This is a genomic window from Winogradskyella litorisediminis, from assembly GCF_042675765.1.
GTDB lineage: Bacteria > Bacteroidota > Bacteroidia > Flavobacteriales > Flavobacteriaceae > Winogradskyella > Winogradskyella litorisediminis.
Map to the genome: position 1 here is coordinate 787,713 of NZ_JBHTJL010000009.1, position 26,434 is coordinate 814,146.

Here is a 26,434-nt window from a genome sequence, read left to right on the forward strand (position 1 = left end):
ATGATAGCACTAGTCGATTGTAATAGTTTCTACGCATCTTGCGAGCAGGTTTTTAGACCCGATTTACGTAACAAACCAGTTGTTGTGCTTAGCAACAATGACGGTTGCATTGTTGCTGCAAATAAAGAAGCAAAGGCATTGACACATATTCCTATGTTTCAACCAGTTTTTAAGATTAAAAAGATTTTACAAGATAACAATGTGGTTTGTTTCTCATCTAATTACACACTTTACAGTGATATGTCTAGACGCGTAATGGATACGCTAAAATCTTTCTCTCATTTGGTTGAAGAATATAGTATTGATGAGAGTTTTGTTGACCTTTCGCACTACAAAGAAGAAGAGTTACAAGCTATTGCTCATAAAATAAAAGATACCATTTATAAAAACACGGGTATTCCTGTAGGTGTTGGCGTAGCTAAAACAAAATCGCTAGCTAAAATGGCAAATAAATTTGCTAAAAAAATCCCTGAAAACGATAATGTATATGTTGTTTCTTCCGAAGAAAAACGAAAATATTTACTTGCAAAATGTAAGATTAAAGATATTTGGGGCATTGGTAAAAAGCATACAATTCGTGTAGAAGCAACTGGTCAAAAAACAGCATTAGACTTTGCCAATATGGAAGTGGCTTGGGTGAGAAAAGAAATGACGGTTATTGGAGAGCGTTTGTGGAGAGAACTAAATAATTTACCTTGTTTAGAATTGGTAAGCGTACCAAACGCAAAAAAAGGAATAGGTACTGCAAAATCCTTTGGTTATAAGCTAAGCGATTATGGTTTAATTGAAGAAGCCTGTAGTTATTACGTGTCCGAAATTGCAGACTTATTGAGACAACAAAAAAGTGCAGCAACCCAAATTGAAATATTTTTAACTACAAATTATCATAGCGAGTTTGACAAACAATATAGAAACAAAATTGTAATTACCTTAGATTGCCCAACAAATAGCACTATAAAGTTAACGCAAAAAGCGTTAGAAGGCTTACGAAAAATTTACAGAAAAGGGTATCGCTATAAAAAAGTCGGTGTTAATTTAATGCATTTAGTGCCCGAAGGTCAAGCGCAACTTAGCCTTTTTGAAAAACCTCAAAAAAGTGAATCTAAAACACTTACCAATACCTTAGACAAACTGAATAGCAAATTTGGAAAAAACAAAGTAAAACTTGCAACAGTCGGAGACCGCGAAAAAGACTGGGCTTTAATAAGAGAACACCGTAGTCATAGGTTTACAACGCAGTGGGAAGAATTGATGACTATTGGTAAAAAATAAAACCCCTTTCAGTTTAGAAAGGGGTTTTTAGTAATTTATAAGATTGTCTAATTAAGCTTCAAAAGGCTCAATTGAAACGTAAGACTTATTGTCTTTCTTCTTAGTAAATTTTACTAAACCATCTACTTTAGCGTGTAAAGTGTGGTCTTTTCCTTGGTAAACGTTTTCACCTGGGTGATGCGTGTTACCACGTTGTCTAATGATAATGTTTCCTGCCACAGCAGCTTGTCCACCAAAAATCTTTACACCTAAGCGTTTCGATTCTGATTCTCTACCGTTTTTAGAACTACCAACTCCTTTTTTATGAGCCATTGTCTTAAGGTTTTATATTGTTAAACTTAAGTAGTTAAGCAATTATGCTTTACCACCATCTAATTCGTCTTGCCATTTTTTAAGCTCGTCCCACTTACCATCAGCAGCTAATTGTGCTTGTGCTGGCCAAGTATCAGTAACATGGTTGCCACGAACATCAGCGATAATTTCAGAAATTGCTTCTGGTGTTGATTTTGCAACATCAGCAAAAGTTGCTAAACCTGCTTCAACTAACGTAGAAGCGATCTTTGGTCCAATACCTTCAATCTTCTTTAAATCATCTGCTTTAGCAGTTGCTTTTTTAGCCGGCGCAGCTTTTGCTGCTGGCTTAGCATCTGCTTTAGGTTCAGCTTTTTTAGTTTCCTTTTTTGGAGCTGCTTTTTTCTTAGCTCCAGAAGCTGTAATACCTTCGATTACGATTTCAGAAAGTGCTTGACGGTGACCATTCTTAACACGATAACCTTTACGTCTTTTCTTTTTGAAAACAATAACCTTGTCACCTTTAAGGTGCTTAACGACTTTAGCACTTACTAGTGCTCCGTCTATAGCTGGGGCGCCTAAAGTAATATTGTCACCATCGCCAATTAAAAGAACGTTATCGAAATCTACTTTCTTACCTTCTTCTGTAGCTAAACGGTTAACAAAAACTTTTTGGTCTTTTTCAACTTTGAATTGATGCCCTGCTATCTCTACAATTGCGTACATAGCGTAACGTTTTTATTAATTTGTTTATATATCAAAAATAGCCTTCTTCTCAGAAAGCGGATGCAAATATACGCTTAAATTCCTAATCTACAAACGTTTTAAAACTTTTGAGATGTTTTTTCAATACTCAATTATTTGATAAATATGCTACAATAGGAAGACATAATAATTTAACTAGAAATTTATTTCACATTTTATTTAGACAAAAACGTTAAATTCTTCTGTATTTTTGTTAGAATTAGTGTAACAAAGACCTATATGGTAAGACAAACACTTGCAAACTTTTATTAAACAAAAACTAAAACATGAAAAAAAGTCTATTAAGTCTAGCGCTTTTGTTGTTTGTTGGTCATGCGGCCACAGCACAAAAGGTAGAATTTGAAGAATTTGATTTAGATAACGGCCTACACGTTATTTTACATCAAGACAATACTGCTCCAGTAGTTATTACATCTGTAATGTACGACGTAGGAGGAAAAGATGGTGACAGAGCGCGCACAGGATTTGCACACTTTTTTGAGCATCTTTTATTTGAAGGGTCAGAGAACATTGAGCGAGGAGAGTTTATGAAAATTATTCCTGCAAACGGAGGAACTTTTAACGCTAATACATCTCAAGACCGCACGTATTATTACGAAATCTTTCCTTCTAACAAATTAGAATTAGGATTATGGTTAGAGTCAGAGCGTATGCTTCACCCAGTGATTGACCAAGTAGGTGTAGATACACAAAACGAAGTTGTAAAAGAAGAAAAGCGTCAACGATATGATGCACCTTACGGAAAACTTTTAGAAACTATTGGCGAAAACTTATTTGAAGTACATCCATATAAGGATTCTAATATCGGTAAAATGGAGCACCTTGATGCTGCAACTTTAGAGGAATTTAATGCATACTTTGATAAATATTACGGCCCAAACAACGCGGTATTAATTGTTGCTGGAGATATCGATACGGAAGAGACAAAGAAAATGGTCAAAGACTATTTTGGAGCGGTTAAAGCACGCCCAGAAGTAGTAAGAAACTTCCCTAAAGAAACACCTATTACTGAAACTAAAAAAGTAAAGGCTTACGATCCTAATATTCAAATTCCTGCAATAATAGCAGCTTACCGTTTACCTGGTCAAGCAACTAGAGATGCGTATGTATTAGATATGATTTCTACTTATTTAAGCGGCGGAAAAAGTTCTGTACTTTACAAGAAAATGATTGATGAGCAAAAGCAAGCCTTAACAGTACAAGCAGTTAACTTAGGTCAGGTAGATTATAACATTTTTGCCCTTTTTGCTTTACCACAAGGTGATGTTGCTTTAGACACTTTACTTGCAGAAATGGATGAAGAGATTGCTAAAATGCAAACAGAATTAATTTCTGAACGCGATTATCAAAAACTTCAAAACCAGTTCGAAAATCAATTTGTAAACTCTAACTCTAGCGTAGCCGGTATTGCAAGTTCTTTAGCAACTTACTATATGCTTTACGGAGACGTAAATCTAATTAATACACAATTAGATTTATACCGCTCTATTACAAGAGAAGAAATTAGAGATGTGGCTAAAAAATATTTAAGCCCTAACCAGCGTGTTGAAATCCAGTACTTACCTAAAAAAGAAGAAAAATAATATGAAAAATATTAAACTAAAAATAGCTGCTTTTGCCGGTGCTGCTTTAATGTCTTTTGGCGTTAATGCACAAATAGACCGTTCTCAAATGCCAAAGGCTGGCCCAGAACCAACAATAAACTTAGAGAAGCCAAACGAGTTTCAGCTAAAAAACGGAATCACAGTATTGGTTGTAGAGAACAATAAATTACCACGTGTTTCTTATCAATTAAGTATAGACAACAAACCATACAAAGAAGGAAATAAAGCTGGTGTAGCCAGTATTTTATCTTCTATGTTAGGTAACGGAACAACCTCTATTTCTAAAGATGATTTTAATGATGAAGTTGACTTTTTAGGAGCAAACATCAGTTTTGGCTCTAGCGGCGGGTTTGCTAGCGGTTTGGTAAAATACTCAGACCGAATTGTAGAATTAATGGCAGATGCGACAATAAATCCTTTGTTAACTGAAGAAGAATTCAATAAAGAAAAAGACAGACTTATCGAAGGCTTAAAGTCAGACGAAAAAAGCGTTGATGCTGCTGCAGGACGTGTTGTTGGTGCATTAGCTTACGGAAAAGACCATGTTTACGGTGAGTTTACTACAGAAGAAACAGTAAATAATGTAACGTTTCAAGATGTTTTAGATTTGTATAATTTACGTTTTGCACCAAATAACGCTTATATAGTTGTTGTTGGTGATATTGATGTAAAGACCGCTAAAAAGCAATTAAAAAAATACTTCGGAAAATGGGAAAAAGTTGAAAACTTACCTGTTATACCTGAACCAGAATTAACAGCTAACGTATCAAGCACTGAGATTGACTTTGTAAATATGCCAAACGCAACGCAATCTAACATTTCTGTAACTAACAATGTTGATTTAAAGCAAAGTGATGACGACTATTTTGCAGCTTTAATGGCAAACAACATCCTTGGTGGTGGTGGCGAAGGCTACTTATTTAAAAATCTACGTGAAGATAAAGGATATACTTACGGCGCATATTCAAGTTTGGGTGCAAGCCGTTATGGTGTATCTCGTTTTAACGCAAGTGCAAAAGTACGTAATGCCGTTACAGATAGCGCTGTAGTTGAGTTTTTAAAAGAAATTAAACGCATCAGAACTGAGCCAGTTGACCCTGTTACTTTGAAGAATGCAAAAGCTAAGTATGTTGGTAATTTTGTAATGGCACTTGAACGTCCACAAACTATAGCAAACTATGCTTTAAATATTAAAAGAAATAATCTTCCTGAAGATTTTTACGCTAAATATTTAGAAAACATCAACAACGTTTCTGTTGAAGATGTTCAGCGTGCAGCTAACAAGTATTTTAAAGCAGATAATACAAGAGTTGTAGTTGTAGGTAAAGGCGAAGAAGTTTTAGAAAATTTAGAAAAAGTAGGACTTCCTATTAAGTATTATGACAAATACGCCGAAGCTACAGAAAAACCAGTTTTTTCTAAACCATTACCAGAAGGTTTAACAGCTTCAGACGTTGTAAAAAAATACGTAAATGCCATTGGAGGCGAAAAAGCTTTAAGAGGTGTAAATTCAGTTTTGACCATGGCTGATGTAACTATTCAAGGAGCACCATTTAAGCCAAAAGCGGTTATCAAGCAGATGGAACCTAATAAATATTCAATGGAAATGAGTATTGAAGGTATGGGAACTATTGTTAAACAAAAGTTTGATGGTTCTTCAGGCTATGCTGAACAACAAGGTCAAAGAATTCCTATGTCTGATGAAGACTTAAATGCTCGTAAATCCTCAAAAGGATTGTTTCCAGAATTATATATGGAAGCTACAGACATTACCTTAGAAAGTTTAACAGATGTTGATGGTGTTAGCGCTTATAAAATCACTGTAGACAAAGATGGTAAAGTCTCTGCTAGATATTATGCAGCAGATACGGGTTATTTAATTAAAGTTGAAGAAACTGTTACTCAAGGTCCGCAAACAATGACTAACGTTACAGAAATGTCTAATTATAAAGAAATTAATGGTGTTAAGTTCCCTCAGCAAATGAAAGTTAATGCAGGTCCTCAAGTTATAATTATGGACGTTGCAGAAATTAAAGTAAACGAAGGTGTAACAGCTAAAGATTTTAATTAAAAATAAATTTTTTAAGAATAAGATAAACCGAAGTCGTTAGGCTTCGGTTTTTTTTTGATTTACACTATTTGAAATATAAACACCAGCAAGAATTATAAACGTGGCTAATCCTTGAAAAAGCGTAAAAGTTTCCCCATCAAGCAAACCCCAAATAAGTGCTACAACAGGCATTAAATAGGTAACAGATGTTGCAAATACAGGTGTTGAAATCTGTACCAGCTTATTAAATAATATCTTTGCCAAAGCAGTTCCAAAAACCGAAAGAATAAGAATAAATATTATAGAGTCATTAAAATATTCACCAGAAAATGTTTCAGCCGAAAAGAAGTCTGTAAAGATTAAAATAGCTAATGCAGGTATTGTTATAAACACATAATTTCCTGCTGCGATAGTCAATGGTTTTACATCTTGTAGATGACGTTTTATAATATTTACATTACAAGCATACATCAATGTTGCCACGATTATGAAACCAGCAAATAAATAATTTTGATTAGGATTAAGTTCTGCACCACGAAGTATCAATAAGGCCGTACCAATAAAACCTATAATCACACCAATAACTTGTCTTTTAGTAGAAGATATTTTAAAAACTGCAGCGCCAATTAATACTGCATTTAATGGTACGAGCGAATTTAGTACAGATGTAATAGCACTATCAATTTCTGTTTCGGCAATTGCAAATAAAAATGCAGGAAAAAAAGAGCCTAAAAAACCGGAAATACCAATCCATTTCCATTGTTGTTTTTTTATTTTTTTTAATCCGTTGTACCCGAAACTAAGCAAAATAATTCCGCTAAAAACATTACGTAAACTCCCAAGTTGATAAGGTGTTAAACCTAAAAGAGATTTTTTAATAAGAATGAATGAGCTACCCCAAATTACAGCAAGAATGACCAAATAAAGCCACTTTATGTTAATGTTTTTCATAAAAAGCAGATTATGCTGTCACAAAATTCGTTAATTATTTTTCAAGAATTGGTCTATTTACTAGATTTGTTCAAAACCCGAATTGATTGAGTTATGAAAATTTTTAAAAGAGTTACAATTTTTGCGTTTGTTACATTATTTGCTGTTGCTTGTAAAAATAATACAGAACCAGAAGTAATTACCGTTAAAACAATTGCAGAAGATACAAAGTCAACTTTAGACCCAAATGCAAACTACGCCAAGGTAGAGTTTAATATTAAAGGAATGACTTGTGCCATGGGATGTGCCAAGACTATTGAGAAAAAAATGGCAAAAATGGACGGTGTAAAATCGGCTGTAGTAGACTTTGATAAAGAGTTAGCAATGGTTGAGTATGATGATGCTAAAGTTTCACCAAAGTCCTTAAAAGAAACGGTATCTAAAGTAAGTGAAATTTATAAGGTTGAAGACATAAAAACTGTAGACCAATTTACAACGGAAAAAGAAACTTCTGAGCACAAACAAGCATGTAAAGCAGATTGCAAAATGGCATGTTGTAAAGATAAGTCACAAGAAGAAAAAACTAAAATGGCTTGCGCTGAAGATTGCAAAAAAGAGTGCTGTAAGGCTAAAAAAGCTTAAATTTAGAATGAAATAATCTTGAGAACGCCATCCGATAGGATGGCTTTTTTATGCTATAAATTTACACAGCTTGAAAGAAAATTATAGCTAATACAACGCATGCAATAGGAAGCGCTATCAATTTCCAAAGTTCTACCTTTTGTTTTTTAGACTTTGCATTTAAAATGAGTCTTTTTTTACCGTTGTAGCGTATCCAGTTTTTTCCGTAAATAAAAATAATAGAGATAATTGCAATTGTAATGGCCTTTTCAGAAGATATCTTTACAATATTTAGTTGATTAGAAAATGCAGCAAAAAAGCAAGCTAAAAGTGCATAAAATGCTATTTCTGAAAGACTAATATAGTGTAGAGCCCAAGTCATTGACTTTTTGCCAAACTTTGGTTTTAACCGATTTAGAAAGCTGATATAAAAAGAGTCGAACATAGTTGTAAAAGTAAAAAACCGCATCTAATCAGATGCGGTTTTTTTTATATTAAATATTTATATAGTTCTTAGTTTTGACCAGTAACTACAATATCGTCAATGTGGTATCTTGTTTCTGCACCTCCAGCAGCACCTAAATACTTAAATGCTACATGTACGTCACCGTCTAAACAAGAGATGTTTACGTTAGATTCTACAAAAGGACCAAATCCGCCACTACCAACTGGTACGTTAGCATCAAGGATTGCCCAATCTGTAGTCGTTACATCACCGGTAAAACTATCAGTAATTAATACACTTAAAACAGTACCTGTTTCAAAGTTTGCAGAAATTTCAAAAGATAGATTTTCTTCTGTTGTACTATCTAGGTTAATTGCTGGTGTTACTAACCATGCTTCTAATGGATTTTCCCCAGTTCCGAAAGCAGATATTTTCATGTACGTATCGCCGCTAAACGCATTTCTTTCGTAACGTTCGCTGCCACCAGAAACATTTACATTTGTCCAACCCATACCATCTAATTGACTTTCGTTAGTAATTGATTGGAAGTCTTCTTCAAAAACAGTAAATGCAGAAGAAACAGGACCATTACAATCTAAGAAAACAGGATCACAACGGTTTGGGTCATCAAAATTGATGTCTTCTGGAGAGTTTACAACAACATTATAAGCATCGCCAAAAAAGTTACGTTGTAAAACCGCAACCATTGATCCTTTACCAGAAGGTAATGTTAATGCTTTGAAATCTGCAAATGTACTTGTTGCAAAAATCGTAGAAGCACTATCGTCGCAACTTTCTAAAAGACGCTCGCCATCAAACTGATCAGAACCTTCTGCAGCATAGCTTAATGCGTTTGGCGGTAAAGCTTGGTTTCTGTTAAATTGAACATTGTTTAACTCAATCATTAAGTTGGTTTTGTCTTCTGTAAAATCAGAAATAGCTAAAGGTAATGGTACGATTGTAGCTACTTCAGTTGCTCTTAAGATGAAATCGTTTTCAACTGCCGCAGGTATTTTGCCCAAACGGTCACCATCTTTTGGTCCGATAGTTAAAACGCCATTTGAGATTGCCGAAGAAAGACCATTTAATTTTATAAATACTTTACGACCTACTTCGTAACGTACAAATAAAGGGTTTACGTCTACCAATACTCTAACTCCAATAGTTGGATTTTCTGGTGCATTTTGAAGAATTAATTCTTCAAAATAGTTTCCACCTTCATCAGATGAAACAACGTAACCAGATACATATTGTGTTGGTCCATCAGCAGGATAAGTGTAAATGGTATCATCATCAGAAAAATCTACAGTTGCACTACCTTGCTCTTGTGCTAACTGACCAGCAACTGAGCTAATTGGAATTATTTGATCATTGCTGCCAAATTCAGGTTCAGAAACTGCTGTATTTGGAATACTAAAATCGTCATCTTCTACACAGCTATTAAAAGCTACAAGTCCTATAAGTAGAAGTATAAATTTGTTAATTTTTAAAGTTTTCATTTTTTGTGTGTATTATATTTTCTTTTTCAATTAAAATCTTACGTAAACATTTAAGTAATATGTCGTTCCGTTTCCGAAGAAATAACGTGATCCAAAAATAGGACCATTATCTCTTGCTTGGTCGTCTCTAACTCTTCTAAAGTTAGCTAATCGTGATTGCTCAAAACCTCCAGTTCTGTAATCCTGATCAAATATGTTATTGATTGTTGCAAAGAAACCGATAAAATAATCATCAACCTTCCAAGACTTACCACCGACTACGTTTACTAACATATAATCATCAAACTGTTCTTGTTTTAATAATTCTTTTGCTAATATCGGGTCATAATCATTAAATGTGTTGCCATCAAAATCTGAAGTAAAGTTAGCAGATCTTGCTAAATTACTTACATCTATATAAGCGTTAGAGAAATAATTAGTCGTTACTCCAATATTCCAGAAATCAGGATCTCTATATTCAAAACCTAATTGAAATGCGCGCTCTGGTCCGCCAGCAACATGCACATCTTTAAGATTTGTAGTACCATCTCCAAAAGTAACAGGTCCAGCTAAATCTACACTTGTAAGATACAAATTAGGATTGTTTTGGAAAGTGTACTGACCAACAGAAGCAGCTCCTTTAAGTTTAATGGTTGGTGTTACTTGAGCTTCAATACCTAATTCTACACCTACGTGTCTTCTTTCGATACCTGTTAGTACTTCTTGCACAAATGCATCACCATTGTCAATACCTAAACCAGCTAAGTCTTCAGTAAAGTAAAATCCTATATCTGTACCGTCTTCGAACCCTGAATAAAAACCAGTAACTCTAGCTTTTAATTTTGGTGAACGGTAGATATAACTTACATCTACAGATTGAATTTTTTCACTTTCTAAACCAATTACCGAAGCATTAGTTTGGCGAGCATTACTATATGAGTTTCTAATTGTTGGTGCTTTTGTAAAATAGCTACCATTTACATCTATAAGGTGTTTACCAGAAGCTTTAAATGTAAAACCAGCTTTTGCACCGTAGTTGGTAAATTCTAATTTTTCACCCTCACCAAAAGACCCGTTGTTTCCTGTTCCTGGGAAGTTTCCGTTTTCATAAAAACCTACACGTTGATAAGTTGTTGATGAAACGTTTCCGCCTAAATAAAAATCTATTTTATTGTACTTAAACTGAGCTTGGGCAAATGCACTTGCCACATCAGCATTAATTTCGTAATTGTACTTATAGCGGTCACCTTCTCCAACGATTCGGTTTGGATTACGCAAATCACTTTGTGCTACTTCTTCTAAAGTTGCACCAACTGCGTTTGGAGATTCTTCAGCAAAGAAATCTACATCCAAATAGCCTGAGCCACCTAATAAATCTTCAATACGTGCGTAGTTTTGACTGTTTAAGTTTCTGTAGTTTAAAGATGCATTTAAGCGAATGTTTTCTGCTAAATCAGCATCTAGAATTGAATTAAAACTCCACTGTTTATCTTCAATGACATCTGCTTGTACAGCATACAATGAATACCCTGTTGTCGCATTAGCTTCATATAGTTGATTCCAATCAAATTGTCCATCGTTAACAAACTCTTCTCTTGCTAAGTATGCTTGTTGATAATCGAAAGCTGTTGGGTTTTCATCTTGTAAAAAGAAACTTGGTAAATTCTGGTAGTATTCTGGAGTTGGATTACGTGCACCACCGATAAAAGCGGTTTCGCCATTAATGGTAACAGCACGTGTACCTCCATTATCTATACGTGTATTTGCTATTTCTCCAAATTGGTAAGCTACATTTGTATTTAAACGTACTTTGTCCGAAATATCCCAGAAATGGTTAAGCATTATAATTGGCTCTTCTATTTCACGAATTCTAGAGTTACGCTGTTCTCCGTTTAACTCTCCCCAAAACGGGTTGTATTGTCTTCCTTTAAGATCAAAAACTTCTTGAGTAATTGCTGTTGAACGACCACGTCTGTTTTGTGCATAAATACTCGTTAAGTTAAGGGAATGTTTATCGTTTATTTTCTTTTCTATTGAAGCAAAGAAAGAATTAGCATCGTAAAGTGTTCCATCAATATAACCTTGCTCTCCAAAACGTCTAGACAATAATACAGAATAAGACCAACCATCAGCTAAAAGGCCAGAACTGTAGCTTCCCATAATACGTCCTTCGTAACTTCTGTTTGCAGCGGCGTATGATATTCGTCCACCTTTACGATATTTAGAGGCACGCATTATAATATTATTTGTACCAGCAAGATCACCAAAGTTGTAATCGTTTGCAGACATACCCATTGTAAATTCTTGGTTACGCTGTACATCATTAAGTCCGCCCCAGTTTCCCCATTGTGGTCGGCCGCTAAATTGCTTATTCATTTCAATACCATTAATAAGTACTTTACCATTGGCATTGTCCAAACCTCTTGGTCTAAAGAATGTTGCACTAAAATCAAAAGCGGCAGCACTTAAAAACACATCTCTAGATGCCTGTAAAAGTCCAGATACATTATCTGTAAGACCGTCATCCTCACTATTAAGGTTGTCATCAGAAATAGAAATGGTATACAAATCCTTTTTGTCTGTTGGATCGTAATCAAGAGTCATTCCTGAAATATCAACAGTTTTGTTTTCGTTAACCACAATTGGGTAACGTTTTGTTTCGTAACCTACTTTTTCAATCTTAAGCATTTGCTCACCTAAAGGAACATCTTTAGTAAAACTAAATTCTCCTTTTGCGTCAGTTGTTTTGCTCAAAGTTGTACCTTCAATAGTTACAGTAACATCAGGAATAGGTTCTCCTGTGATTCCATCTAATACACTACCTTTCACAATGGTTTGCTGGGCAAAACTCATTAATGAAAAAGCTATACTAAATAGAAAGAGTAATACACTTTTTTTCATACCTAATTATAAAATTTTTGTTTTATGAAAGCCTTAACAATTATTTAAAGGCGCACAAAGGTAAGTTTTTTATTGAATTTATATACTTTTGGCATCTAAATTGCTTTAAGCTTTACAATTAGATAACATACAATATGAAACCGATTAAATTTATACTTATTTTACTTACATTTTCTTTAACATTTTCGGCTAGTGCCCAAAAGGAGAAAAAGTTTAAAATTCACACCGTAGCTTTCTATAATTTAGAAAACTTATTCGATACGCTAAATGACCCTTCAAAATTTGATGAAGCAAGTCCTATCATGGAGATGGCAGCTGCAAATAGGGCAGAGGTTTACGAGAAGAAAGTTAAGGGTATGGCTCGCGTACTTGCTGAAATTGGTCGTGGCGAATACAATAAAAATGCTCCAGCAATTATCGGTGTTTGTGAAATTGAAAACCGAAAGGTTTTAGAAGATGTCGTAAATGACCCTTTATTGTTAGGTTTGGATTACGGAATAATTCATTTTGATGGGCCAGATGCTCGTAGTATTGATGTAGCTTTACTTTATCAAAAAGACTTATTTCAACCAACTAGTACAAGTTCTCACGAATTAAAAATTTACGACGACCGCACTAGAAAAAGAAAATATACCAGAGACCAATTGTTGGTAAGTGGAAAATTAGATGGTGATGATATTCATGTCATTGTAAATCACTGGCCTTCCAGAAGTGGAGGCGAAGCTAGAAGTAGACCAAAGCGTGTAGCTGCCGCAAAAGTAACAAAGCGTTTGGTAGATTCTGTACAAGCGATTGATCCTTATGCAAAAATTTTCATTATGGGCGATTTAAATGATGACCCAACAAATGCAAGTGTTAAAGACGTTCTTAAAGCACAGTCAAGCAAAAAGCGTACAAAGCTTAAAGGAATTTATAATCCTTATGAGAGTATGTTTAAGAAAAAAGGTTTGGGAACTACGGCTTACCGTGATGCTTGGAGTTTGTTTGACCAAATAATGGTAACAGCGCCATTATTAGAAAAAGATTATTCATCTTTTAGATTTTACAAAGCTGGAATTTTCAACAAACAGTATCTAACAAACCCTAGAGGAAGATACGAAGGGTATCCGTTTAGAAGTTTTGCAGATGGAGGATATACAGGAGGTTTCAGTGATCACTTTCCAGTATATGTCTATGTAATTAAAGAAGTAGAAGAATAAACATCTTATTATAAAACTAAAAAAAGGCTTCAATATTAATTGAAGCCTTTTTTGTAAAGTTTAAAACCATAGATTCCAAGGAATCATATATAAAACCAAGGCTAAAGCTATCGTATAAAAGATAGAAAGTATTTTAAATTTAGGTTTAGAAACTAATTTTTTCTTGTGTTTTGAATAGCCAATAGTAACCAACGCAACCGCAATTATCATAGTTGTTGGGTGTTCTACTGCTAATTTTCTTATCGCGTCATTTTTCATTATTTCGCCAACAGATAGCTCATCAAAATAACCTTTTGTAAACCAGAGTACAATACCTATTAGTAGCTGAATGTGCATAGTTATTAATGCAAAAAGAGAAATTCTGAAGTCCTTAGCGTCAAATTCTTTGTCCGCAAATAGTTTGTACAGAGCATTTAAAGTTGCTAAGACTAAAACGATAAGTACAATATATACCCAGCCAGAATGTATAAATTGAATAGTTTCCATAGTATAAAATTAGTTAGTTATACAAAAGTACATAATTGAATGTTAGAATAAATTATTCTGAAATAGTTATTTCATGCTTCAATTCATTTCCTAATTCATCTACAACCGTAATCGTATGCTTTCCTGGTTTTGGTAAAACCGCCATATCATGAAGATTTTTTGTTTTGCCAACATAAGTCTCATCAATATACCAAAAGAGCTCCAATTCTGGTTTTGAGTGAGCTACTTTTAAGATTAAATCATTTGTGTTTCCATCAAAATCTTTCGGTAAAAAAATGGTGCTTTGTTGCGTTGGGTAAATAAACTCCATAGTTACAGAAGTTGAAGCCTTGCAATCTGTTCTAAATGGTGGTAAATCTTTATAAAATGGGTTTTTGCTTTTGTAATAAAAGGCTTGTAACGGCGGAAGCGTAAACCAAGACTCACTCTTTATATTTGAAACATCCTCGCAAGACGAATTTACCTGAAATTGCTTTGAAACATCCAAATGTACCAGTTTGTGATACGGACAAGGTTCGGTTTTTTGGCCACTTATTTGAATAAATTTTGAAGACACAGCATCGCAAATGGAGGATGCGCGATAACCACTTTTATCGCAAATTTGCACTTCAATCATTTCGTCATAAGGCTTGTCAAACCAATCGCTCTTTGGGAGTAAATCAAACACGTCAAATAGAATTGGCGCTGCAGTTTGCACACCGACCAAACCTGGCCGACCTTCGCCGTCGGCATTACCAACCCAAACGCCAACCACATAATCTTTTGTGGTACCAATGGCCCAAGCATCTCTAAAACCAAAACTAGTTCCTGTTTTCCAAGCGATTTCTTGAGACGAATCGTAATATTCCCAACTATCATCTTCTTCTGGGCGATTGACTTGCTTCATACTTTCAAACGTATGATAGATGGAAGCGGCATCGAAAATGGTTTTCTCTTGTGTAAGTTTTCCAAAATTCATTTCAGAATTATAAAACCTAGGCTCACAAAATTCATTTGAATAATATTGACTCGAATTTTCATTGAAATGATTTAATGTAGAAGCCATTGCCGCATAACTTTTGCACAAATCCCACAGATTACTTTCTGCACCACCGAGAATTAACGATAAACCATAATGATTGGCGTTGTACTTCACATCCTTAAGGTTTAATTGTTTTAAATATTGATAAAATCTATCCAAACCAAAATCTTGGAGCATTCGCACCGCAGGAACATTCAGCGAGCGTGATAAAGCCATATCCGCAGGCACGGCGCCATCAAACTCTTTATTGAAATTTTCGGGTTGGTAGCTTCCAAATTGTGTAGGAATATCTGCTACCAACGTATTTGGTAAGATATCGCCAGCATCTAGCATGGACGCGTATAAAAATGGTTTTAAAATACTTCCTGTACTTCTCGGTTTGTCAATGATATCTACATTTTTTTGATGTGCTTTATCTGTTGGCGAGTTACCAATGTAGCTAAGTACTTTTCGAGTTTTTACATCCAAAACCAACACCGAAATATTATGAATTTCGTTCTGTTTTAATTGATTATAATGCTGTTTTACAATGCCATTGGCTTGTTCTTGTAAGCTAATATTCAGTGTGGTTTTAATGCGTTTTCCTTTATCTTTTTTTGCAATTTTTTGAAGTAAATGTGGCGCAATCTGAGGTAACGGATATGGTTTATGAGGCAGACCTTCAGCAATTGACAATTCATAAGTTAATTTGTCTATTATGCCATTATCGTAAATTTTTTTCAGCAAACGATTACGTTTTTTAAACAAACGCTCTTGGTTTTTTCCAGGATAAATTAAACTTGGCGCATTCGGTAAAACTGCTAAGGTTGCACTTTCTGCCCAAGATAAATCTGAAGCATTCCTATTAAAATAACGCCAAGCCGCAGCATCAATACCTACCACATTTCCGCCGAATGGCGCGTGACTTACGTATAGATTTAAAATATCGTCTTTCGAATGTCTGAATTCTAACCGAGTAGCTAAAACCAGTTCTTTCAGTTTTTCAAAATAGGTGCGTTTTCGTCCTTTTCGAGATAAGCGAATCACTTGTTGTGTAATTGTACTTCCACCACGTTTGACTTCGCCAGAACTGATGTTTTGCTTCAGCGCTTTAAAGATTGAAATTGGATTGAACCCAGGATGTTTGTAAAAATAGTCGTCCTCAAACTGAAGAATACACGTTTTAAATTTTTCTGGAATACTATCTGTTTCTGGGAATCGCCATTGTCCGTCATCTGCAATTAAAGCACCTAATAACTGATTGGAATTGCTTGTAATAACGGTTGCTGTTGGGTCTTTAAATAGTTGTTTTGGCAAACAGAAATAGTAGGCTATAAGCGCAATACAGATGATTGCGCTTTTAATTTTATGGTGTTTTATGTAGCGTATTAGTTTCAATATGAAGGCTATTATTTTTCAAACTCATACTCACGTTCTACTTTGCAAATGCGTACTTTATACAAATTATACCATTGTTCACGGCCTTTTTGTTGCGTAAATAGATGCTCAGAATTTTGTTTCCACTGCTTGATAGCATCTAAACTTTCCCAGTAACTTACTGTAATACCAATAGAATTTCTAGCGCTTTCAATACCTAAATAACCTTCTTGTTGCTTGGCAAGATTTTCCATTTGTTCCGCCATTTCCGTGTAACCTTCAATCTTTTCGGTTTGGGTAGAAGTAAAAATTACGGCGTAATATGGTTTAGTGTTTTTCATAATCTATTTCTCAACCGTAACCCAACGTCCTTTATTACGTACCAAATAATCATTATCATACATGGCTTCGGCTTGCACGCCAGGTAAATAATAGGTTCCTAAATAAGAAGCATTGAGTAAAACAGTAAATGTTTTAGTGCCTCTTTTGCCGCGTCTTTCTATATCGAAATAAAAGTTAACTCGGTCATCTCTTATATCGGTATATCTCGCTTGACTTACTGTTGTGTCTCCAAAATCGGTAAATCGTGTATTGACAATATCCCAACCAGAAGGAAAAATTTGAGTTAGTGCCACATCTTTCACGACTTCGTTATTAAGATTACTTATGCTTACTGTTGCCACAAAATCCTGACCTTGTTGCAGTTTAGTGACATCAAGCGTGTTACCTTTTAAATCTTTATATACGGTCGAAATTGAAAATCCACGTTGAACAGGTAATTCTTTACCAAGCTTTAATTTTCCTGAATTTAAGACACGTACGTAAACCAAATTATCGTCATTGTTTTCAAGCTTAATAGTGTTTAAACCATCTACAACAGGAATGTCTCGTTGTGCTATTCCGTTTTTAGTGGTAATCGTTTCAGATTTTCCATTAATGATATATTTCAGATTTAATTCTTTTCCGCCATTTTTTGCGATTAATTTTCCAATAGCTAATAAACTATATGCCGTAGTTTGCGTGCTCATCCAAGTGTCACTAGACAATGATTTTCCAATAGTTTTGGCTAAATCAGCAGCTTTTGGATTATTGGTAATTAACATAGTTTCTAATGCCATAGCACGATTTCTACCTAAAGAACCATAAGTATAATAGTTGCTTTTTGGTGGCTGAAAATCGATATTCGCCAATTTTGAAATAGCTTCACTCGCTTCTTTTTGTCCTGCTAATGCATAAGCAGCAGCCAATCGCCATTTAGCATCGTTAGACAATTCGGTAAATTCTCTAAGTCTGTTCATGCTTGCCAAATCTGGACTTCCAGCAAGTGCCAATGTGTATAATCTGTATGCTTGCGCTAAATCGCCACGGTAATAACGGTAGCTTGGACGCCAATCTCTCGCTGCTCTTTTTTGATAAGCTATCCAATTACTCTTAAAAGTCAATGGTAATACATAACCCTTCTTTTCTGCCTCAATCATAAAATGACCCGCATAAGTTGTTCCCCAATCGTTGGCTGAATTTTCTCCAATCCAATAGCTTAATCCACCATCTGGTCTTTGGAAACTTGATAAACGATTAATACCATTTTTGATGTTATTTTGAATTTTCTCTTTGCGTTGTGATGTTAAATCGAAAATATCTGCCAAAAACAATTGTGGGAAAACACTCGATGTCGTTTGTTCCACACAACCATGCGGATATCGAATAAGATACGCCAAACGCTTATTGAAATCCATTGGTGGTAACGTTGAAAATTCAACGGTTGCTGTATTTGTTCCTGAAACACCGAAAGTTGAAAAAGACACATCTTGAGTTGCTTTAGCCTGAAGTTCTTTATCAATCACTTTTGAAGAAATTGGGTTCGGGTTTTCAACATCAATTTCGACTTTGTAAGATGATGTTTCGCCATTTCCTGAAGCTACAACTTCAATTGTATTTATGCCTTTTGCTTTAGTGACATCTAATTCAAAAAAGGCCATTTTTTCATCTGGATTTTCAAATTGAAGTGTTTGCGATGTATTGCCTTTTATAGTGATACCATCACTCAATTTTAAATCTAATTTTACGTTTTTTACTTTCTTTTCCATGGCAAAAATAGTAACAGGTAAAGTCACTTTTTCGCCTGGACTTAACTTTCGCGGAAGTGTTGCCAACACCATTAATGGTTGTTTCACTTGTACCGATTTTTCGGCATTACCATAAGCTTCATCTACATTATCGCCAGCGACAACCATTGTACGAACAGCACCAACATAGTTCGGCATTTTTAGTTTGTGTGTCGCAGTTTCATTCGCATCTAAAATAAATGGGCCGAGAAAGGTCACCACAGGTTTAAAACGATTGGCTTTTTTGTTTTTTCCTTTAGCAGCCTCGCCATCACCACCAATAGCAAACACTTGGTCAACGCTACCAGAATAGGCGCCAATGACATCATCGAAAATATCCCAAGTTTTTACGCCTAAAGCTTCGCGAGCATAAAAACTATCCCAAACATTTGGTGTTTTAAATCGTGTTAAATCCAATAAACCTTCTTCCACAACCGCAATGGTATAGGTCATGGACTTGTTGTTTTTTTCTGAAACTTTTATCTCGTAATTTTCTTTTGGTCTGATGCTATTTGGCATCGAAATTTCTGGATATAATCGGGTTTCTGGATTTTCAACCAAAAGAGGAATGACACCGTACAATCTAATAGGTAAATCGTTAGACGTGACATCATGCGGTTGCAATAACGAAATATTGATAAACGCATTTGGTGCCATATCTGAAGTAATTGGAATGTCAATAGTAGTTTCGCCTTTAGCCGTTTTTACCCATTGGTAATCGATGATTTCTGAACCATTTTCTAAACTAATCAACGCACGACCTTCAGTACCAGAAGGAAACGTCAGTTTCGCCGTTTCGCCAACATTGTAGTTGTCTTTATCTGTTGAAAAGACCAACATTTTTGCGGCTTCTTTATCTGATGACGGTGCAGATTGCCACCAGTTTTTATAAAAGTATGCCGTACGTCCTGTGGCATGACCGCTTTCTGGGTCTAAAATTCGGATTAAATAACGACCGCGATTTCCATCAGGAATATTGAGCTTAAAATTTGCTTTTCCATTGGCATCGGTATTAATTTTAAAGTCTTTAATTGGTCTATGATAACTGCTCGAAACGTAGCTTGAAAGATTGTCGTAAGAGGAATTCCACCACCAACGCCATTCGACTTTATAAACTTTGACTTCAAGATTTTTTCTCTGAACACCTTTGCCATTTGCATCAACTGTAGCGACATCAAACGTGTGATTTTCATCTGTAAAATAGGAACCATAATTGTTGCCTTCAGGTGATTTTATACCGACAAAACTTTCGTATGGCGCATAAGGCATCGTGAAGGAATCAAGTGAAAAACCACCACCATTTTCAAACGCTCTAACTAAAAATTGAGCGTTTAACATTCCAGGTGCATTCTGCCCGATATTAAGTTTATTGTTAATTTTTGCATCGCCTTTGGCGTCTGTTTTTCCATCATAAACAATAACTTCTTCAGAACTAAAATTTCGTGTTGGGTCATTGAAAATGTAGTCTTTATAACCCTTAAAACTTGTGGATTTGTTAGTGAATTTTGCTTTCACTTCAGCTTTAATGTTTTTTGCTGGTGCGCCGTGAAGCCATGCAACATTCAAATCACCTTTTAATGTTGTGTTGTTGGTGAGAATTTCATCTTCAAAATCAATTTTAATTTTTAGACGATTCGGTTTAACGGTTTCAATTTTTAAGGTTTTGGTGAATGATGCACCACCAACTGAAACTTTGGCGTAGTATTTTCCTGTTTTATAATCTGTTGATGTCGGTACGGTGAAGTTGTAAAAATGATTCACATCATCAACCGAAACGTGTCTATGTACCAACTTGCCAACTGGGTCAGTGATTTCGAGTTTTACAGGATGACGTTGCGGTAATTTATTCGCATTGTCATTAAGTACAAATGTGAGAAATAAACTATCACCAGGTCGCCAAACACCGCGCTCGGCATAGATATGGCCTTTAAGTCCGCGTTGCAGTTTTTTTCCAGAAACATCAAATTTACTAAGCGATAAAGAATTACCGTCTGTGAGTTTTACATAGCTTGTGTTTCGACCTTTATTGACGATGGCAAATGCAGCGCGTTTTTTAGTATCAATTTCGGCAATACCGTCTTTGTTTGTAATTGCTTTTGTAAGTAGCTGTTGCTGGTAGTTGTATAGGTTTACAGTAGCTCCAATTTCAGGATTTGTACTTAAAATGTCAGTCACGGCAAAAAAGTAGGAATTTCTGCTTCCTTTTTTGGCAACAACGCCCAAGTTTGAAGCAATTAAGTTCTGTGCAATTGTTCGATTTGGATAGTTGTAATACGAGTCCGTACACGGATTATCCTTATCTCGCCATCTGTAATTTTCATTTTTGTAGCGGTACGTAACATTGTCCCAATATTCTTCCTCTAAACGGTCTTGGTCTTCTTCGGATAAATCTTCAGATGCGTAATAATCGTCATAATAGTCGTCTTCGTTACTAGAGACTTCACTTGCATTTATGTCACAATCATAAAGTGAATAGTCACGCTTAAAACTTAATTCTACGCGATAAATAGAACCCATATCGGAGGTAAAATATTTAGATAAATCTATACTGTAAGCCTTCCATTTTCCTGTGTTTTGAGATTCGTCTTCGATTAGGGTTATCGTTTGCTTAGCAATGCGTCGTCCTACGTTACGAATACCATACTGATTGTTGCTATTTAAATTATTTGTTTGAAGAAACTGAAGCACATTATCTTCAAAAATTTTAATAATACGCACATCAACCTTACTTAGATTAACGGCTTCAAAATTGAATTTTAATTCTTTTGAATTTGGAAGAATAGTTCCGTTACTAATTAATCGCACCTGTGGTTTTAAAGACTCGAATGTGAGTTGTTTTGAGAAGTTGTTTTTCAGCTTAAAACCATCGGTATTTGTGATTCCTGTAAACACATCAATTTGAATATTGCCAACCAATTTAGAATCTGGATAGACTTTTAAGACATTGCCATCAACGACATATTTCGGATTCTTCGCATTTTGAATAGTCACCAAACCCGCAAAATTCTGCTGTTTTTTTAATGGGTCAGAAAAGTTAAGTGACAAGTATTGTTCTGGTGATTGAAACACTTCTGTATTGATTATAGTGAAGTTATTTTTGCCTGGAATAGTTACAGAATTTTCACCTTTATTTTCGGCATCAATGGCACTTCCATTCCAACTAATATCAATTTTACTATCGTCTACAAAACGTTTGATGCTATCGATTTTAAATTCAAAGTATTTCGAATTTTTATTAGCTTCATTCCACACCAATTTTAAATCGTTATTATCTTGTGAAGCTTCAACTAATTTTTTCGCATTTTCTAAACTAATCACATCTGCAGAGCGCAAATAACCCGACAAATATTGCCATTCTTTACTGTACGATTGCAAATCTGAAGTCGTTACGGTAAAACCAGGCGTTATGGTTTTAAATTGAAAAGTGTAGGATTTAAATTCTTTCGGGATTTTCTTAAAAATTTCACCCAAATTCACTGTAACATCATATTCTGTATCTGGCTCCAAAGGTTCGTCTGGCGTGAAAAGTAAATTCGTTTTATTGAGCACTTGTAATTTACCTTCGACATAAGGTTTTATTTTCACCAAATCAACATCTAAGTCTTGCCCCATTTCCCATGAACTCACCTCGTTTGCCAAAAATATCTTTATGGGTTCGACTACCGAAACACGACCTGAAGTGGTGTAACTGATATAGTCTTTAAATTTAAAGATATTGTTGGTTTCTGTTTCTTTGTCTTTACAAGAAACAGCAAGAAAGGCGATGATTATTAGGGCGAAGACTTTGTTGATTTGCATGATGTTGTGGATTAATTTGTGATATAATTTACGACGCTTTGCCTAAAGGTAATTCAAAGATTATAATTTTTTCGGTTTTGTAACCGTCAATATCTGTCATGATAACTTTCAATTCAATTTGGCTCGGTGCAATACTGTAAGTTGCACTGTCTTCGAGGTTTAAAGTTGAATATAATTCGGCTTTGTCAAAATTTAAAAAACGCTTAGAATCTTTAGCAGATAATGTTGCTGTTTTATAGATATTTCCTTTTGAGAACTCCAATTTTAAAGGTTTCCAACTTGAGGTGTAATGCTGAAAATCTGTAAAGGCAGCTTCGCCATCTTTCGTTTTCACAGCAATGCTATTTCTGTGGCGTTGTAACACTTCAATTGTTCTATAACCTTGATGATGCTTCACTTTGAGGTATCTGTTTTCAACAGTTTCATTATTATTTATTTTGAAAACTGGAATGACGATATCATTTTCTACGCTTGACGATTTTATTTCCGCATCAGCGTGTAACTTATCAACGTAAATGGTGAATGCTTCGCCATAAATTTTAAGTGGCTGCTCTATTTTTTCATTGGTTAAATAACCGTTGAATACGTAGCCATCTTCAAAATATTCACCAACTGCTGGTCCTTTGATTTTTACCCATTTGCCAGACACTTTCGTGTTACTGTCCTTTACATCTAAGTGCAAATTGGTGTGCTCGATAATTTCTACTGCCGTGCCATAATCCAAGATGCCAACTTTGGTTGCGCCTTGATTTGGTTGTTCTCTAATTACTAATCCGTTTTCTGCGGTTACGTACTGGATGTCTTGTGCTTGTGCAACGCTTAGTGCGAAGAAAGCCACTGTTAAAATTCTTAAAAACATAATGTGTGGATTTAAATATTATGGTTTCTCATTCTCTATGAGAACTCCTGAAAATCAAGAAGAAGGCCTTTTCTTGTTAAATATGTACGTGGTCGATTTTTCTTTTAGACTTTATACAATTGTTAAAAACTTCATAAAGTTGACGTCTAATTATCAACCTGAAAAACACTATTCTAAGCCACAATTTATTGTTATCTTGCCCAAATTAATTTTACTAAAAAACGATATACTATGGGAACAGTGGCAACTGATTTCGGAATAAAAGAAGCACTACAACAATTGGGTGTTTCGGACATAAATCATGGAACTTCAACAGGTTCTAATAATTTTGGAAATGGTGATTTAATTGAAAGCTACTCACCAGTAGATGGGCAATTAATCGCAAAAGTTTCTACAACAACTCGTGAAGATTATGAGAAAGTTATGGACGCAGCAACATCTGCTTTTAAAACCTTCAGAGCCATGCCAGCTCCACAACGTGGCGAAATTGTTCGTCAGTTTGGAAACAAATTAAGAGAGTTAAAAGAACCTCTTGGGAAATTAGTCTCTTACGAAATGGGAAAATCTTTGCAAGAAGGTTATGGCGAAGTGCAAGAAATGATAGACATCTGCGATTTTGCAGTTGGATTATCTCGTCAGCTAAACGGACAAACCATTCCGTCAGAAAGACCAGGTCACGTGATGCGTGAGCAGTGGCATTCATTAGGCGTTGTTGGTATAATTTCGGCATTTAATTTCCCAGTCGCAGTTTGGGCTTGGAACACAGCCTTGGCTTGGGTTTGTGGCGATACTTGCGTTTGGAAAGGCTCTGAAAAAGCACCAGTTTGTGCAGTAGCTTGCCAAAATATTATTGCTGGTGTTTTAAAAGAAAACAACTTGCCAGAAGGTATTTCTTGCATAGTTAATGGCGATTATAAAGTTGGAGAATACATCACAACAGATACCAGAATTCCTTTAGTTTCTGCAACAGGGTCTACACGTATGGGACGTATTGTTGGTGCAACGGTTGCTGAACGTTTTGGGAAATCGTTGTTAGAATTAGGTGGAAATAACGCCATCATCATCACACCAACTGCCGATTTAAAAGTGGTAGTTCCAGGTGCTGTTTTTGGTGCTGTTGGTACTTGTGGCCAGCGTTGTACATCTACACGTCGCTTAATTATTCATGAAAGCGTTTACGATAAAGTACGCGATGCTATTGTTGGCGCGTACAAACAATTAACTATTGGTAATCCTCTAGATGAAAACAATCATATAGGACCATTAATCGATAAAGATGCTGTAAATACGTATTTAGCGGCGATTGAAAAAGCAGAAGCTGAAGGTGGAAATGTATTAGTTGAAGGCGGTGTTTTAGAAGGTGAAGGTTACGAAAGCGGATGTTACGTAAAACCAGCAATTATTGAAGCAGAAAATCATTTTGAAATTGTTCAGCATGAAACATTTGCACCAATTTTATACTTAATGAAATATTCTGGTGATGTTGAAAATGCCATTGAAATGCAAAATAGCGTAGCTCAAGGTTTATCATCTGCAATAATGACCAATGAGATGAAAGAAGCTGAAAAATTCTTGTCATTTGCAGGTTCGGATTGTGGTATTGCCAATGTAAACATTGGAACTTCTGGCGCAGAAATCGGTGGTGCATTTGGAGGTGAAAAAGAAACTGGTGGCGGACGCGAATCTGGTTCTGATGCTTGGAAAATCTACATGAGAAGACAAACAAACACAGTTAACTATTCTGATGAATTGCCGCTTGCGCAAGGTATTAAGTTTGATTTGTAATAATTTTTTACAACAGATATTAATAAAAACCGTTTCAATTTTGAAGCGGTTTTTTGTTTTAGAGAATTAAACCTTTTTAACTAACTTAGGTCTTAACAACATGGAAGCAGAACATCTTAAACATCTCTATTGGCGCGCAGGATTTGGCATAATGCCTAAAGACTTGGAGTGTAATGCCAATAAAACAACAGCGCAAGTTGTGGATGAATTGTTTCAAAATTCTGAAATGATAGAAGACTTAACCATTGACCTTTCAGAATTTAAAAATTTGGATTATCAGTTGCTAAAAAATAATCCGCAGCTGATAAGAGAAACCCGTCAAAAGATAAGAAAACGATTACCAGATTTAAATAACGCTTGGCTTACTAAAATTGCGACGAGTAAACAAGTTTTACGAGAGCGTATGACCTTGTTTTGGGCAAATCATTTTGTATCTGGTGATAAAAATACCATTTACGCACAACAGTTTAACAATACATTGAGAATGCACGCTTTAGGAAATTTTAAAGATTTTGTAAAAGCCGTTTCAAAAGAAGCATCGATGATAAATTATCTCAATTTAGGGCAAAACCGAAAGGCGCAACCCAATGAGAATTTTGCCAGAGAACTTATGGAGTTATTTACGCTTGGCGATGGACATTACTCAGAAACAGATATTAAGGAAAGTGCTAGAGCATTTACAGGATATTCGCGTACTGTAGATGGAACATTTAAATTTAGAAAATACCAGCACGATGATGGTCTTAAAACGTTTTTTGGCAAAACGGGAAATTTTAAAGGTGATGATATAATTGATATTATTTTAGAAAAACGGCAATGTGCCAATTTTATTTGTAAAAAAATATACCGCTATTTTGTTAATGAAAATATTATCGATAGTCATGTTGATTTGTTGACAGACGTCTTTTTTAAGAATTACGATATTAAAAATACAATGCATTATTTGTTTAATCAGAGTTGGTTTTACGATGACGCAAACTTAGGTGCCAAAATAAAATCACCAGTTGATTTTTTAGTAGGTCTTCAAAAAACAGTTCCGGTGGAATTTAATAACAAAAAAGCAGTTTTAAGACTTCAAAAGTTATTAGGTCAAACTCTATTAGATCCGCCAAATGTAGCTGGTTGGAAAGGACATAAAGCTTGGATAGATGCAAATACGATTATGCTTCGTTTAAAGTTGCCTTCGGTATTACTCAACGGAGGAATGATTGCTTTAGGTAACGAAAAAGATGAAATACGACGTCAGTTTTTTAAAAATAATAAACAAAAGTTGCCTTTTAAAAACACGGCAAATTGGGCAGAATTTCAAAAAAATTTTAAAAATATCGATTCCGAATCTTTAGCTTCAATCTTACTAAACGGTAATATTAATAATGGCACAAAATCTTACATTGCATCCTTAGATAAAAGCTCGAAACAGGCACATTGCATTCAGTTAATGTCATTGCCCGAATATCAAATGTGTTAG

18 protein-coding genes are annotated in these 26,434 nt (G+C 35.1%); 7 read left to right on the forward strand and 11 right to left on the reverse strand.

The genetic code is table 11. The features are described 5' to 3' along the window. Entirely contained in the window at nucleotides 1-1,272 is a 1,272-nt protein-coding gene (locus ACFQ1Q_RS05825; protein WP_386128911.1) for a Y-family DNA polymerase, read from the forward strand. A gap of 51 nt (nucleotides 1,273-1,323) precedes the next feature. On the opposite strand, the gene rpmA is transcribed toward ACFQ1Q_RS05825, so the two are convergent. Both rpmA and rplU read right to left on the reverse strand, forming a co-directional pair. After that, on the reverse strand, nucleotides 1,324-1,584 hold the full coding sequence (gene rpmA, locus ACFQ1Q_RS05830; protein ID WP_110474587.1) for a 50S ribosomal protein L27: 261 nt from the start codon (nucleotides 1,582-1,584) through the stop codon (nucleotides 1,324-1,326). Nucleotides 1,585-1,626: 42 nt separating this feature from the next. After that, entirely contained in the window at nucleotides 1,627-2,289 is a 663-nt protein-coding gene (gene rplU, locus ACFQ1Q_RS05835; protein ID WP_386128914.1) for a 50S ribosomal protein L21, read from the reverse strand. Between the two features lie 305 nt (nucleotides 2,290-2,594). Here rplU and ACFQ1Q_RS05840 point away from each other — a divergent pair, with 305 nt between their 5' ends. Further along, on the forward strand, nucleotides 2,595-3,911 hold the full coding sequence (locus tag ACFQ1Q_RS05840) for a M16 family metallopeptidase (protein WP_386128916.1): 1,317 nt from the start codon (nucleotides 2,595-2,597) through the stop codon (nucleotides 3,909-3,911). A 1-nt stretch (nucleotide 3,912) separates the two neighbouring features. Next, complete coding sequence (locus ACFQ1Q_RS05845; RefSeq protein WP_386128918.1) at nucleotides 3,913-6,003, forward strand: M16 family metallopeptidase; 2,091 nt, start codon at nucleotides 3,913-3,915, stop codon at nucleotides 6,001-6,003. A gap of 36 nt (nucleotides 6,004-6,039) precedes the next feature. On the opposite strand, the gene ACFQ1Q_RS05850 is transcribed toward ACFQ1Q_RS05845, so the two are convergent. Continuing rightward, nucleotides 6,040-6,933 (reverse strand): DMT family transporter, encoded by an 894-nt coding sequence (locus ACFQ1Q_RS05850; RefSeq protein WP_386128920.1) that lies wholly within the window; start codon nucleotides 6,931-6,933, stop codon nucleotides 6,040-6,042. Nucleotides 6,934-7,026: 93 nt separating this feature from the next. Here ACFQ1Q_RS05850 and ACFQ1Q_RS05855 point away from each other — a divergent pair, with 93 nt between their 5' ends. After that, nucleotides 7,027-7,554 (forward strand): heavy-metal-associated domain-containing protein, encoded by a 528-nt coding sequence (locus ACFQ1Q_RS05855; RefSeq protein WP_386128922.1) that lies wholly within the window; start codon nucleotides 7,027-7,029, stop codon nucleotides 7,552-7,554. A 61-nt stretch (nucleotides 7,555-7,615) separates the two neighbouring features. Here the strand turns inward: ACFQ1Q_RS05855 and ACFQ1Q_RS05860 are convergent, their stop codons facing one another. The 3 genes from ACFQ1Q_RS05860 to ACFQ1Q_RS05870 all read right to left on the reverse strand — a co-directional run bounded on the left by ACFQ1Q_RS05860 (nucleotide 7,616) and on the right by ACFQ1Q_RS05870 (nucleotide 12,357). Next, the gene (locus tag ACFQ1Q_RS05860) at nucleotides 7,616-7,915 is read right to left on the reverse strand and encodes a hypothetical protein (RefSeq protein ID WP_386128924.1); all 300 of its coding nucleotides are present in this window, start codon (nucleotides 7,913-7,915) and stop codon (nucleotides 7,616-7,618) included. A 131-nt stretch (nucleotides 7,916-8,046) separates the two neighbouring features. Beyond that, a complete protein-coding gene (locus ACFQ1Q_RS05865) occupies nucleotides 8,047-9,477 on the reverse strand; it encodes a DUF5689 domain-containing protein (RefSeq protein WP_386128926.1) in 1,431 nt (476 codons plus the stop codon). A 30-nt stretch (nucleotides 9,478-9,507) separates the two neighbouring features. Next, a complete protein-coding gene (locus tag ACFQ1Q_RS05870; RefSeq protein ID WP_386128928.1) occupies nucleotides 9,508-12,357 on the reverse strand; it encodes a carboxypeptidase regulatory-like domain-containing protein in 2,850 nt (949 codons plus the stop codon). Nucleotides 12,358-12,491: 134 nt separating this feature from the next. Here ACFQ1Q_RS05870 and ACFQ1Q_RS05875 point away from each other — a divergent pair, with 134 nt between their 5' ends. Then, complete coding sequence (locus ACFQ1Q_RS05875; RefSeq protein WP_386128930.1) at nucleotides 12,492-13,556, forward strand: endonuclease/exonuclease/phosphatase family protein; 1,065 nt, start codon at nucleotides 12,492-12,494, stop codon at nucleotides 13,554-13,556. A gap of 60 nt (nucleotides 13,557-13,616) precedes the next feature. On the opposite strand, the gene ACFQ1Q_RS05880 is transcribed toward ACFQ1Q_RS05875, so the two are convergent. From ACFQ1Q_RS05880 to ACFQ1Q_RS05900, 5 genes are read right to left on the reverse strand one after another with little or no spacing between them, the layout of a single operon-like run. Further along, a complete protein-coding gene (locus tag ACFQ1Q_RS05880; RefSeq protein ID WP_386128932.1) occupies nucleotides 13,617-14,042 on the reverse strand; it encodes a hypothetical protein in 426 nt (141 codons plus the stop codon). Nucleotides 14,043-14,094: 52 nt separating this feature from the next. After that, the gene (gene pbpC / locus ACFQ1Q_RS05885; protein WP_386130177.1) at nucleotides 14,095-16,443 is read right to left on the reverse strand and encodes a penicillin-binding protein 1C; all 2,349 of its coding nucleotides are present in this window, start codon (nucleotides 16,441-16,443) and stop codon (nucleotides 14,095-14,097) included. Nucleotides 16,444-16,451: 8 nt separating this feature from the next. Next, entirely contained in the window at nucleotides 16,452-16,760 is a 309-nt protein-coding gene (locus tag ACFQ1Q_RS05890; protein WP_386128934.1) for an antibiotic biosynthesis monooxygenase family protein, read from the reverse strand. 3 nt (nucleotides 16,761-16,763) lie between these two features. Continuing rightward, the gene (locus ACFQ1Q_RS05895; protein ID WP_386128936.1) at nucleotides 16,764-22,322 is read right to left on the reverse strand and encodes an alpha-2-macroglobulin family protein; all 5,559 of its coding nucleotides are present in this window, start codon (nucleotides 22,320-22,322) and stop codon (nucleotides 16,764-16,766) included. A gap of 28 nt (nucleotides 22,323-22,350) precedes the next feature. Further along, on the reverse strand, nucleotides 22,351-23,181 hold the full coding sequence (locus ACFQ1Q_RS05900; protein WP_386128938.1) for an SH3 domain-containing protein: 831 nt from the start codon (nucleotides 23,179-23,181) through the stop codon (nucleotides 22,351-22,353). A 231-nt stretch (nucleotides 23,182-23,412) separates the two neighbouring features. Between ACFQ1Q_RS05900 and amaB the strand changes: the two genes are divergently transcribed. Together amaB and ACFQ1Q_RS05910 are read left to right on the forward strand one after the other, a co-directional pair. Further along, entirely contained in the window at nucleotides 23,413-24,966 is a 1,554-nt protein-coding gene (gene amaB / locus ACFQ1Q_RS05905) for an L-piperidine-6-carboxylate dehydrogenase (RefSeq protein WP_386128939.1), read from the forward strand. A 100-nt stretch (nucleotides 24,967-25,066) separates the two neighbouring features. Continuing rightward, the gene (locus ACFQ1Q_RS05910; protein ID WP_386128941.1) at nucleotides 25,067-26,434 is read left to right on the forward strand and encodes a DUF1800 domain-containing protein; all 1,368 of its coding nucleotides are present in this window, start codon (nucleotides 25,067-25,069) and stop codon (nucleotides 26,432-26,434) included.

Excerpts from the sequence above, each read along its gene's own strand:
- ACFQ1Q_RS05825 (WP_386128911.1), top strand. The coding sequence starts at position 1 with ATGATAGCACTAGTCGATTGTAATAGTTTCTACGCATCTTGCGAGCAG.
- rpmA (WP_110474587.1), bottom strand. The coding sequence starts at position 1,584 with ATGGCTCATAAAAAAGGAGTTGGTAGTTCTAAAAACGGTAGAGAATCA.
- rplU (WP_386128914.1), bottom strand. The coding sequence starts at position 2,289 with ATGTACGCAATTGTAGAGATAGCAGGGCATCAATTCAAAGTTGAAAAA.
- ACFQ1Q_RS05840 (WP_386128916.1), top strand. The coding sequence starts at position 2,595 with ATGAAAAAAAGTCTATTAAGTCTAGCGCTTTTGTTGTTTGTTGGTCAT.
- ACFQ1Q_RS05845 (WP_386128918.1), top strand. The coding sequence starts at position 3,913 with ATGAAAAATATTAAACTAAAAATAGCTGCTTTTGCCGGTGCTGCTTTA.
- ACFQ1Q_RS05850 (WP_386128920.1), bottom strand. The coding sequence starts at position 6,933 with ATGAAAAACATTAACATAAAGTGGCTTTATTTGGTCATTCTTGCTGTA.
- ACFQ1Q_RS05855 (WP_386128922.1), top strand. The coding sequence starts at position 7,027 with ATGAAAATTTTTAAAAGAGTTACAATTTTTGCGTTTGTTACATTATTT.
- ACFQ1Q_RS05860 (WP_386128924.1), bottom strand. The coding sequence starts at position 7,915 with ATGACTTGGGCTCTACACTATATTAGTCTTTCAGAAATAGCATTTTAT.
- ACFQ1Q_RS05865 (WP_386128926.1), bottom strand. The coding sequence starts at position 9,477 with ATGAAAACTTTAAAAATTAACAAATTTATACTTCTACTTATAGGACTT.
- ACFQ1Q_RS05870 (WP_386128928.1), bottom strand. The coding sequence starts at position 12,357 with ATGAAAAAAAGTGTATTACTCTTTCTATTTAGTATAGCTTTTTCATTA.
- ACFQ1Q_RS05875 (WP_386128930.1), top strand. The coding sequence starts at position 12,492 with ATGAAACCGATTAAATTTATACTTATTTTACTTACATTTTCTTTAACA.
- ACFQ1Q_RS05880 (WP_386128932.1), bottom strand. The coding sequence starts at position 14,042 with ATGGAAACTATTCAATTTATACATTCTGGCTGGGTATATATTGTACTT.
- ACFQ1Q_RS05890 (WP_386128934.1), bottom strand. The coding sequence starts at position 16,760 with ATGAAAAACACTAAACCATATTACGCCGTAATTTTTACTTCTACCCAA.
- ACFQ1Q_RS05895 (WP_386128936.1), bottom strand. The coding sequence starts at position 22,322 with ATGCAAATCAACAAAGTCTTCGCCCTAATAATCATCGCCTTTCTTGCT.
- ACFQ1Q_RS05900 (WP_386128938.1), bottom strand. The coding sequence starts at position 23,181 with ATGTTTTTAAGAATTTTAACAGTGGCTTTCTTCGCACTAAGCGTTGCA.
- amaB (WP_386128939.1), top strand. The coding sequence starts at position 23,413 with ATGGGAACAGTGGCAACTGATTTCGGAATAAAAGAAGCACTACAACAA.
- ACFQ1Q_RS05910 (WP_386128941.1), top strand. The coding sequence starts at position 25,067 with ATGGAAGCAGAACATCTTAAACATCTCTATTGGCGCGCAGGATTTGGC.